Annotated in this window: 8 protein-coding genes; 6 read left to right on the forward strand and 2 right to left on the reverse strand. The window is 34.6% G+C overall.

From position 1 onward, the window contains the following. Window positions 1–10 precede the first annotated feature (10 nt). Window positions 11–1843, reverse strand: a complete 1833-nt coding sequence (locus WKI77_RS06125; RefSeq protein ID WP_337860945.1) for a VWA domain-containing protein — start codon at window positions 1841–1843, stop codon at window positions 11–13. Then, window positions 1840–5250, reverse strand: coding sequence for a cobaltochelatase subunit CobN (locus tag WKI77_RS06130; RefSeq protein WP_337860946.1), 3411 nt, complete (start codon window positions 5248–5250; stop codon window positions 1840–1842). The genes WKI77_RS06125 and WKI77_RS06130 overlap by 4 nt, the downstream gene beginning before the upstream one ends. 238 nt (window positions 5251–5488) lie before the next feature. Here WKI77_RS06130 and WKI77_RS06135 point away from each other — a divergent pair, with 238 nt between their 5' ends. The 6 genes from WKI77_RS06135 to WKI77_RS06160 are packed head-to-tail and all read left to right on the forward strand — an operon-like array spanning window position 5489 to window position 11869. Then, on the forward strand, window positions 5489–6430 hold the full coding sequence (locus WKI77_RS06135) for a respiratory chain complex I subunit 1 family protein (RefSeq protein ID WP_337860947.1): 942 nt from the start codon (window positions 5489–5491) through the stop codon (window positions 6428–6430). Continuing rightward, on the forward strand, window positions 6427–7068 hold the full coding sequence (locus WKI77_RS06140) for a hypothetical protein (RefSeq protein ID WP_337860948.1): 642 nt from the start codon (window positions 6427–6429) through the stop codon (window positions 7066–7068). The genes WKI77_RS06135 and WKI77_RS06140 overlap by 4 nt, the downstream gene beginning before the upstream one ends. Next, entirely contained in the window at window positions 7065–8390 is a 1326-nt protein-coding gene (locus WKI77_RS06145; protein WP_337860949.1) for a proton-conducting transporter membrane subunit, read from the forward strand. Before WKI77_RS06140 ends, WKI77_RS06145 begins: the two co-directional genes overlap by 4 nt. After that, window positions 8377–9531 (forward strand): Ni,Fe-hydrogenase III large subunit, encoded by a 1155-nt coding sequence (locus WKI77_RS06150; RefSeq protein ID WP_337860950.1) that lies wholly within the window; start codon window positions 8377–8379, stop codon window positions 9529–9531. The genes WKI77_RS06145 and WKI77_RS06150 overlap by 14 nt, the downstream gene beginning before the upstream one ends. Next, window positions 9528–10127, forward strand: coding sequence for an NADH:ubiquinone oxidoreductase (locus WKI77_RS06155; protein ID WP_337860951.1), 600 nt, complete (start codon window positions 9528–9530; stop codon window positions 10125–10127). The genes WKI77_RS06150 and WKI77_RS06155 overlap by 4 nt, the downstream gene beginning before the upstream one ends. Beyond that, window positions 10067–11869 (forward strand): proton-conducting transporter membrane subunit, encoded by a 1803-nt coding sequence (locus WKI77_RS06160; protein ID WP_337860952.1) that lies wholly within the window; start codon window positions 10067–10069, stop codon window positions 11867–11869. The genes WKI77_RS06155 and WKI77_RS06160 overlap by 61 nt, the downstream gene beginning before the upstream one ends. The last annotated feature ends 238 nt before the right edge of the window (window positions 11870–12107 follow it).

Here is a 12107-nt window from a genome sequence, read left to right on the forward strand (position 1 = left end):
AAAAATTAATTCAATTAATTTTTATATTTTCTATATCGTTTATAATTTTTGCACCGGAATATGATGATATCATATCGTTGTAGGTAGGTAAAAATTTATTGTCGCTTTTATCTATTATATACATTTTTGAGACATACTTTATTTTATTTGAAATCTCTTTTATATTATCAGCTGGATTTCCAGGAAAAACATTTCCCCTTCCATCAGTTATAAGCAATGATATTGTTTTAAGCTTCTCATAAGAAGACAGTTTATAAATCTCACTCAGAGCATCATAAAGTGGTGTTTTTCCTTCACTGTGGATATTTTCTATATAATTTTTTAAGGCCGTAAAATTCCTTGAAAAATTCATTAAAAGTTCTGAACCGTTTCCAGAAAATTTAATAAGTGCCACCCTGCTTCTCATAATATATAATTTTTTCAGCAGCATACTGGAAAAGTTTCTGGCAATTTCTATTCTTGAGTTAAAATTCATTGAACGGCTTGAATCTACTGCAATTATAACTGGCACCGATCCTTTTGAATAGTAATCCTTCATAATTACGGTGCGGCCATTTATTGCTTTATAGCCGGAAGTCCATGTATTGAGAAGGGATGATCTCATATCCATAAAAGTTCCTGATTTTTTGCCTTTATGGAGATACTGTTTCGAAATTCCTGATCTCCCTGATTTCTTTGTTTCAATTTTTGTTGATGGTTTTATTTCAAGATTGCGTATTTCATTTTTTTCCGGTTTCTGATGTTCCTTATTTCCTTTGCTTTCATTACCGGTGTCTTTTTTTTCTGGAGTATTCTGTTTTGGAGCTTTCTGTTCATTTTCTTTGCCATTTTTAGAATTGTTATCTTTATCATTTTCCGGTTTATTATAATTATAATCCGGTTTTTTCCTGCCTTTTTCCCTTATTCTATGATTGATAGCAAATTCCAGCGCCTTTTTAAGGTCGTCTTCGTTGACATCTGTTCTGCCATCATAAGCAGCTATTGCCTTTGCAGCCTTCACTGCACTGAGCATTGCTCTATTGCTCAAAGAATTTTTAATTACTGTATCGGCTATAAAAAGCATATAGTTTCTTTTAATCCTTACATCTGGCAGGATTTTCCTTGCTGCTGCAATTCTTAAAATGATTTCATCATCCTCTTTACTGAATTTTTTAATGAATTTTTCTTTATTGGCATCAAATTCTTCTACTCTATCAGCAATTTCCAGTAGTTTGTCTGGAGATTCAGGCATTTTCCCTTCTGCTGATATGCCAAAGCGATCCAGAAGCTGTGGCCTTAACTCCCCTTCTTCAGGATTCATTGTTCCGACTAGTATAAATTCAGCAGGATGAATATAGGATACGCCCTCACGCTCAACAATATTAATCCCTGAAGCTGCTGAGTCAAGAATTGAGTCTACTATAGAATCATCGAGAAGGTTTACTTCATCTATGTATAAAATTCCCCTGTTGGCTTCTCCAATTAAGCCTTCCCGCAAAACAGATTCGCCCTTTATTGCATGTGATATGTCAAGTGAACCTACAACACGATCAAGAGTGGCGCTATTTGGCAGATTGATTATCTGTATTTTCATTTGCTCAATTTCAAGTATGCCATGCTTCTGCTTTTCAAGGCATTCATCACATAGATTTCCATCAGGATTGCAATGAAATCTGCACCCATTTACCGCTTTTACTTCGGGCAATACAGAAGCAAGGGATCTTACCAATGTTGATTTTGCTATGCCCTTGGGCCCTGTTATTAACAGCCCGCCAATGCTGGGGTCTATAGCATTAATGATAAGCCCGAGTTTTATATTGTCATTATCCACTATTGCCGAAAATGGAAATGCATAAACTCTCATTCGTTCTCTCCCTCTATTTCCATGTACTCTTCCTCAAGTTTCTCTTTCATTTCATCACTGGCATTCCATATATTTCTTTTATACGCTTCTATCATCCTTGCTGTAATTTCTGATAATGCCCATGGATTTTCCTTTTTAAACCATTCCTTCATTTCTTTATCAAGGATGAATTTTTCAGCTATATTATTGAAAATATTGTCATTTACCATTTTTGTTGTTGCACCCCAGCCATAGAGATGCTCTATTTTTTTAAGCATTTCTGTAGCACCTCTATATCCAAAGTTTTTTTGGGCGTTAATCCAGTTTTCATTCAGGAGTTTTCCAATGGCAGTGCGCTCTATTTCTTCCTTCATTGTCCTTACCTGTGGCCTGTTTGGATTGAAAGTGTCCTCGAACATTAATGATGGCTTTGATCCGCTTTTCTTTGCCATGAGATAAAAACCACCAGCATATGAATAATTGCATGAATCGTCGTTTATGTCTATTTCATCGATTTCCCTTTTATGTATAATTGTTTCTATATCCTTTGAAATTGATAGAAGTTCGTCTTTAGAATCCCTGCCGAAGTTGTTTTTGCCATAAGAATATCCCATCCACTCTGTAAATACATCTGCAAGGTCATTTTCATTTTCCCATTTTGATGATTCTATAGCATTGCTGACACCTGATCCATATGATCCTGGCTTGGATGAGAAAATTCTGTCAAGATGCCCATATTTCTTATGGTGCTTTACTATATAATTAACATCAGCGCTCTCGTTCAATTCGGATACTTTTTTAATTGCCATGTCTATCAATTCAATTATATTGAAAAGATTATCTCTTACTATGCCGCTGGATTCAACAACAACATCTATTCTTGGCCTCTTTAAAATATCCATTGGTATTGGCATTACATCTTTTACTTTCTTTGTCCCTTCCTGCCAGATGGGCTCAACTCCAATAGTATAAAGTATCTGTGATATTAATTCACCATCAGATCTGTATGCATCAGTAGACCATAATACAAAACCAATAGTTTCAGGAAATTTATTATTTTTTTTGTATTCGTTTTCTATGAGCTTGTTTGCAAGGATAACTCCTACCTGCCATGCTGAATGGCTTGGTATTTTGAAAGGGTCAACAGCATAAAAATTCCTTCCAGATGGCAAAACATCGTACCTTCCCCTTGTAAGTGAACCAGAAACTCCTGGTTCGATAAATTCACCATTAAGTGCTTTCAACAGGTTATTTTTTTCATTTTCCGGAGAAAGCATTAATTTTTCAATTATTCCAGTTTCAAGGCCTGGCAACTCATTTCCACTGGTGACATGAGCCATTATTCTTTTACCAGCCTCTTCCTTTCCCAGTTTTTTTACAAGGGAATCATCGAAGCGTGTGGCAGTTGTAACATAATCCTTAATGTCGTTTTTATCCAGGTCCTTTCCATATACATATAATCCCTTTGTAACAATGGAATCCTTGAAGAGATTCAATCTGTGCTCGATCTCGTGCGTTGCTTTGTGTGCATCGTTGAAATCGATTGATAAACCTATTTTGGCTGCAATTTTTTGAATTTTATCAATTATCATTGCTTCCCTTGGCTTATTCTCTGCTTTTTCAGTTTCTTCATAATCATCTATGAGGTCTTCAAGTTTCTTTATATCTTCAGGAACATCATCATATTCTGTAGGTGGAGTTATGTAATCTAGAAGCACTGCATAGCTCCTTCTTTTTGCAATTATCCCTTCTCCAGGAACGTTTGTTGAATATAAGTATAAATTGGGCATGGTGCCTATTGATATTTCAGGGAAATCTGATGGTGAAAGACCAAGTCCTTTTCCTGGCGTAAATTCAAGCGTTCCATGTGTGCCCACATGTATTATTGCATCTGCATGAAAAATATCCTGAATCCATTTATAGAAAGCAAGCCAGTAATGTGTAATCGGAGTTAAAGAATCATGTATTGTCCTTATGCTGTTTTCATTATCTAAAAAGGTAATTCTCTTTGGCTGTATTCCAATAAAGATATTCCCTGACTTTATTCCTGGTATGTAAATGGTTCCATTAAGAAGCATATAGTCCCTTTCTTTATTCAATTCACCCCATTGATTTCTAATCATCTTTCTGGAATCTTCTGGCAATTCATTATAAAACTCTTCATATTCATCAACAGGCATGCCGTATACAGATCCCCCTTTTTTAATTATATCTTCTACTGGAGTCCATTTTCCCTCTGGAATTGCTTTTTTCTCCATTATTGTTTTTATAAGTGATTCTCCGCTTTCAGGCACATAATCAATATTGTATCCATTTTCCTTTAACAGCTTCATAATGTTGGATACAGAATTCAATGTGTCAAGGCCTGTGGCTGTGCCTATATTTGCTTCAAGGTCTTTAAACGATGATCCTGAGTGCAGAATTATAGCTATCTTCTTATCAGAATTTTTGGAATATTTCAAATTGAGCCATTTTTCTATCCTGTTTGCCATATAGTCGCATTGCTTTGCAACCGGGACAAGTTCCCTGTAAACTGTTCCATGGCCATGGATTTTCTTTATTAACCCAACAAGCACGGGTTCTATTGTTCCATCCATTTCAGGCAACATGGCACTCATAATTGTAGATACAACGTCCAGGCCAGAGGAATCAAGCCACTCATTCTCTTCCTTGTAATAATATATTAATCCCTGAAAAACAGGAACTCCGAGGTTCATAAGCGTACTTTTGTCTTCCTGCTTTATTAAAGAAAATGATAGAAGATTAATGACCGCATCCACCGATTTTTTTCCATTTTCATAAAAATAGGAATTTATGCAATCCTCAGCACTCATTATGCCCCTTGATCTATCTCCAAAACCGTTAGTAAACACAGGTATAGCGGAAATATTCTGGACATTAAGCCTGTCTATTATGTAATTGACAATTTTTGTATCATTGTCAACCCATGCTGTTCTATAAAACAGAATCCCGACTTTTCTTGCAAATCCTCTATTCCCATAGTTATAAATACCAGAAAATGGCAGTTTAACCGGCTCTTCATAATTGCATGGCCGGAATATATTCTCAATGAATAAAATCAGATTTTTTATGTTTTCATAGCCACCGTAGAAATAGTAATTTGAAACCTTTTCCTCTATAAATTTGCTGACTGTTGAATAATTGCTCAGAATTGGATCTATTGCTATGACATTTTTTTTGCCTTTTATGACATTTTCTATATCTTCCAGAATATTGCTGTAAATGTTTTCTCCGGAAAAATGATGTATGAAAACCGCATCGGCATCCTTCATAAATTCTATAAATTCATGGTCTACTGGATCGAGCCGCGGATATTTGATTTTAATTTCATTGCCGGTTTCGTCACCAGCCCGCAGAAATGATTGTATAACAGAACCGTTCCATCCGATAAGTATGGCAAACTTCATAAAAGTAAAGTTAATTTGATTATATAAGTATTCCCAGGACTTCCTATCACTATGTTTTAATTGTTGCCTGAAGGATCATAGAAAGCTCATATGTTTTCTCTTATTCATATTTGCATAATGACGAAAAGCGTTATATATAATAAATTATAGAAAATAAGATTTAAATATACATAAATAATTAAGGATAGGAATGACGTCTCCATAATGCAGTGCGCTGATGACGCCTACGGTGATTCATATGTTAATCATGGTTCTGGAGACGTTATCGCAGTATCTATTCGTAGTTTTGTTTTCACCACTTGTTATTGGCATTTTTGAAAAACTTAAAGCCAATATTGAATCAAGAAAAGGGCCAAGCATATTTCAGCCTTATTATGATTTATTCAAACTTTTAAAAAAGGAAACAATAGTAACTGAAAATTCTTCAAGGCTGTTTCTTTATTCGCCATATATTGCATTTGGCATATATTCCCTGATAGCACTTATTATTCCAGTATTTATGACTGATCCAATATTTTTCACTGCCTCAGGTGATTTTTTTGCAGGTGCCATATTATTCTCACTTGCTGCCTTTATAAAAATAATTGGAACACTGGATTCTGGCAGCAATTTTTCCTCAATGGGTGCATCCAGGCTTATGTCATTTAATTTCTTTGGCGAGGGAACATTGATAACAGTATTCTTCGCAGTGGCACTGATAAGCGGCACAAATAATCCATACACAACCAACCACTATCTGATCATCCATCCACTTTCAAATTTAAGCCTGGTTCATATTTTTGCGATATTTGCTTTTTTCATGGTGTTTATGTATGAATTTGGAAAAATGCCGACTCAGAGCGAAGGAAATCAGGAAATGGGAATGATAGATTCCGGAATAGATTATGAATACAGCGGAAAGGCACTGGCAATAAATAAATGGTCTTCATACATGAAAACGTATTTGCTTGGTTCCGTTTTAATTAACGTATTTTTGATACCATGGGGGATGTACAATACATTTCCACTGTTCTTCTTAAATAGCTTAACCATGATTGGAAAATGGCTGCTTTTGATATTAATAGTCCTCGTTGTTGATACATCCCTTGCTAAATTGAGGTTATTTAAAGTTATAGATTATTTAGCAGTTGCATTTACATTTTCAATACTTTTTTTAATATTGACTGAGGTGATTGGATGAACATAATATATACGATTATTTATTTGCTTGCTGCACTAATAGTTATAACAGGATTCTATATCCAGTCAAACAAATATTTAAGATCCATGGTAATGACACAGGCTTTCCAGTCATTTATCATAGCATTAATAGCATTTCTTCTGGGCATAGCCCTAAAACAGTACACTTTCTTTATACTTGGCATATTGGTCATAATATTAAGAACTGTACTTGTTACATATTTCCTGGCATCAAAAATTCCAAAAAATAAAAATTATCTGTATGAATCCAAACTGCCAACAACATATTATCTTTTAGTTGACCTTGCATTTATTGTCATATCGATATTTATCGTATATTCCATATCGTTCATACATATTAAATCACACATATTTCCAAACAGCGATATAATACTATTTCCTTTGCTGCTTTTCTTCCAGGGCCTTTTTATCATAGCTTCCAGAAAAAGAACGATAGCGCAGATACTTGGCTATGTGGAAGAAGAGAATTCATTAATACTTCTTGGAACATTTATACTTCCGGTGCCAATAATAATAGAAAGCAGTGTATTTCTTGATGTTCTTGTGCTTGTGGTAATATTTTCCATAATAAGCATTGAAAAAACAGAACATAAACCTGTGGAGGAGCTGATAGGATGATTTACGAGATATTGATACTTATAATACCTTTAATAGCGCTCATATTCTTTAAAAAAATTAAAGAAGCCAGTTTAGCAGGCGCTATTATAGAAATGTTTTTGCTAATTCCATTATACTTCAAAAAATCGCCTTCTGGCTTTTTCTTTGTGGACAATATTACTTATATTTTCATTTTAATGGTAAGTACTGTATATTTAATGTCCATTATTTATTCCAGAAAATACATACATAACATTAAAAATAAGGGGATTTCAGAGAATATATATTACATGCTCATGAGTTTCTTCTATGTTGCAATGGAATTTGCACTTATGGTGAATAATTATGGATTTATGTGGGTTGGAATAGAAACCACAACAATATCTTCAGCACTTTTGCTTATTACAGAAAAATCAGATATTTCACTTGAAGCTACATGGAGATACATTATAATTGTTTCTGCAGGCGTTACATTTGCATTCATTTCAGTCATACTTATTTATTATTCTTTTGGAACACTTACAATCACAACAATATTATCATACGGAATAAAAGATACAATAGCAGTGAGGCTTGCAGTGGGCATAGCTCTGGTTGGGTTTGGAACAAAGGTGGGGGTATTTCCGGTCCATACCTGGCTTCCAGATGCACACAGTGAAGCTCCAGCTCCTGTGAGTGCAATGTTTTCCGGAGTACTTCTTCCTGTTGCCCTTTATGTTTTATACAGAATTTATGAAATATTTCCAATGAGGGAATTATTTGTCTGGGCAGGAACAATATCCGTGCTTTTTGCAGCCATATTCCTTGGTTACCAGAAGAATTACAAGAGAATGTTTGCATATTCAACAATGGAGAATATGAATATTGCATTAATAGGGTTAAGCACCTTTACATTGGAAGGATTAATAGGATCACTGCTTCTGCTGCTTGCGCATAGTTTCGGGAAGGCCGGTGCATTTTATTCTTCAGGAAATATTTATGAAATGTCAGGAACCAAATCTATAGATGGAGTTGCAGGGCTTATAAGAAATAAGGCAAGTTCTGCTTCATTATTGCTGTCGTCATTTGCGGTAACAGGAACACCCCCATTTGGAACATTCTTCGGAGAGTTCCTGATACTGTACTCGGTACTTTCAATACATTTCTATGCACAGTTTGTAATAATTGTATTATCTCTCTTCCTTGCATTTGTTTCAATCAATTTTAATGTGTCAAAAATGATTTTTAAAGGAAAATCTGAATACAGCCAGTCCGGGATAAATACGGCACTGCCACTTATAGCCGCAATAATGTCAATATTCATAGGAGTGGTATTTTTGGTGATTTATCATGCAATATTATAAATTTGGAGAAAGATCCGGTAGATATATAGGGAGAAGCAAAAAATACGATGTATATTCCTCTTCAATAGATCAAATAATAGAAGAACCGGAAGAATTTGATGATAAAAATTCAGGCGAAATCTACTTCAATTATGGCCCTTCAGCTGGAGGATTAAGGGAATCCGTTAATTTTAAACTGCTTACTCCTGGAGAATCAATAATGGATGCAATAATAGACCCCGAATACAAAAAAAGGGATATAAAAATTATTGGAGATAGTATTTCCAATGCACTTTTAAAAGTTGAAAGAGTGAATGGATTCCACTGTGCATCTAATACCATAGCTTATATTCTGGCAATAGAGGATGCCCTTAAAATTGAAAACTATGATTTAAATGAAATGAGAATTGTTGAAATTGAGCTGGAACGGATCAGGTCAAATATAGATGTAATAAAAGGCCTATGTGAATCTGCTGGATTTGCAGTGCCAGAAAAAAGGCTTCTCTATCTAAGGGAAGAAGTTGCAAGGATAATATCCAGATCATTTGGCCACAGATACTTTTTCTCTGCGAATAATATTGGTTCAATTAGCGGTGATTTTTCCAGCATTAAATTAAGCAATATTGAAAAAAATTTCAGGGAAATTTACGATGGATTATTATCTTCTAAAATATTTTTAGACAGAATACAGGAAAATGGAATTGTAAAAAATGAAATATCAACAGGCCCTGCAGCAAGATCAGCAGGTTATAAGTATGATGCGAGAAATGATTCAAAGTCTCTTAATTACGGGCATTTTAAAATTATTACTGAAAGCGATGGCGATTCATTTTCAAGATTTAATGTCAGGTCACTGGAGATATTTGAGTCAATAAATATAATAGAATCCTATAATTTAAAAAATAGAGTCACTTCTAAGAAAAAAGAAATATATGGGTCAGGGCAGGGAGCGGCAAGAATAGAATCACCTGCAGGCGACATTTTTTATTACGTCGATATTGAAGATGGCAAATTAAAAGATATACAGATGGTTTCACCAACTTACCTTAATTTGAAACTTTTCAGGCAGGCATTAAAAAACAATAATATATTCACTGATTTCTTTTTTGTATGGGAAAGTTTTGGAATATGGATATCTGAGCTGGAGGTGAATTTCATATGAACTGGTTCTTAAACGGCATTAAAAATAGAATAAAAACTGAGGAACTTGATAAATATAAGGTTCAATATCCCTCGTTCCTTAAGGGCAGCAGTGAATATGAATGCCCAACTAATGCACTTCAAAATGGGAAATGGAATATGAACAGATGCATATTTTGCAGAGAATGCGATCTTGAAGCAACTGGAGAACAAACGGCTTATACAGTGAACAAAAGCCTTCCTGATATATTCAAAAAATCATTTTACCTTTACCCCATAGATTCTGGTACATGTGGTGCCTGCAATATAGAATTTAGTACTTTGTTTTCTCCACAGTATGATACCAACAGATTCAAAATATTCATGTCAAATACGCCAAGGCATGCCGATGCACTTATTGTCATGGGCGTTTATACGGAAAGAATGGAAAACATTTTGAAAGAAGCATATAATGCCATGCCGGATCCTAAAATAGTTATAGGAATTGGTGCATGTGCTCTATCTGGAGGGATAATAGGAAAAAGTGCCATGAAAGAATATGATATTGAGGTAGCAGGATGCCCTCCAACTCCGGCATCAATAATAAATGCAATACAGAAAGCGAGGGAGAAAAAATGATATTATATTATTTTCCATTAGTGCTTGTATTTCTTGCAGTAATCGTTTCAATCAGGTACAGAACAGCTGGATATATTGTGACTGCATTTGCATCATTCATTTTCTTTTTATTCACATTCAAAATCTTTGATTATATAACATACTTTTACCTGATTGCAGCTATAGTCTGGATAATTACTTCCGTATTTTCTATATCTTATTCAAAAAAATATGGAAAATGGCTGGCCCCATTATTTATACTGACAATAGCAGGAATGATGCTAATACTTTACTCCAGTAATTTTCTCTTATTTATTACTGGCTGGGAAATAATGTCCATACCTGCATATCTTACGGTAGCAGTAAACAGGAAAAATGACATTGAAGCATATGTTTTCATGTTTTTCTCAGAAATAAGCACAGTTTTAATAATTGCCGCCGCAGTTATTTCCTATTATTACACTGGAACATTTGCTTTTACAGGGCTTGCAAATGATACTGTATTGCTCATATTTGCACTTGGGGCAATGTCAAAGATGGGATTAACACCGTTCATGATAAGTGAATGGCTTCCAATAGCACATGGAAGTGCGCCTGCAAATTCCTCTGCCATATTCAGTGCAACAATGACCCTTATGGGTGTATATGGCATTGTAAAAATAGCTTTGCTTTCTGTGGTTTCAGTAGATATTGGAATAATATTCATAATAATAGGAGTTATATCTGTTTTATTTGGGGCATTATATGCATATATATCGGAAAATATGAAATCCTTGGGGGGTTTCAGCACTATAGAAAATAATGGGGCTATAATGGCAACAATAGGACTTTTTGTTGCCGTTGACAACACTGTACTGCGTGAATTTATACTTATATCCATAGCCATATTCGCAATGGCACATTCAATAGGAAAAACGGGTTTATTCATTACAATTGGCCACACCGGTGTTGAATATTTCAGTGCTGTAACAGAGGGAAAAAGCACGATAAATCAGATAGGCAAGTTTTTTGCACTTTCCTCATTATCAGGATTATTTCCATCGCTAGGAGGATTGGGGACGTGGATGATACTGGAATCCTTCTTTATGGGTGCCTATTTATATGGGCCTCTGGGAATAACATCCATTATAGCCGGATCACTTATAGCCATGGGTGAAGGTTTTGCAACTGCAGCAATGCTTAAAATATTTTATTTCACTGATAACCATAAACAATCTTCCGGCAAAAATCTTGAAAATTATACTATTCTGGCTACAGGCCTGACTCTTGTTATTTTATTTGCAATATCTTTCCTTATTATAGGCAAGGAATATATATCTGGAATACCTTCAGTTCTTGTATTCAATGGATTAATGATTGAATCGCGTTTTGGCCCCTCAGATTTCGGATTAATTACACCACTGTATATCTTCGCTTTTCTGATATTATTCAGCCTTGTAGTTTACTTTGTTTTTGGAAAACCAAAGGTTCGCGTTGCTAGGCGCTGGAATGGAGGCGTAGATGATGATGAGCATTACAATTCATTTACATACTCAAACAATATAAGATTAATACTTAAAAGGATTTTAAGAACATCTTATACAAATGAACACCAGGTTGAAACGGTAGATATTTTCTGGTTTGCCATGATTAATATTGCCAGGACATACAGAAAATTTGCAAAATTCGTGGCATATAAGATTATGAACAGCTCAATATCGGCTTATATTATTTATATGATTTTTGCATTTATACTTGTTATAATCATAGTGTCCATCGCATAAAATTATATGTTATTTCATGTATTGTTTCTAATTGGTCTTGCATTTTTATCATCTCATACTAAATTATGCAAGGCCTTATCAATTTTACAGCAAATTACTTACACTACCAAAAATAGAGGTTAAGTGGTTTTTATTCAATTAAAATAATTTCAAAATAACTTCTTCGCCGATGATCGTTAAGCCTGTCGACAAAAGGAAAATTTATATTTGCAAGAAATGCGTGCAAAAAAACTTTTAT

The sequence above is a fragment of the Ferroplasma sp. genome (assembly GCF_037442045.1).
GTDB lineage: Archaea > Thermoplasmatota > Thermoplasmata > Thermoplasmatales > Thermoplasmataceae > Ferroplasma.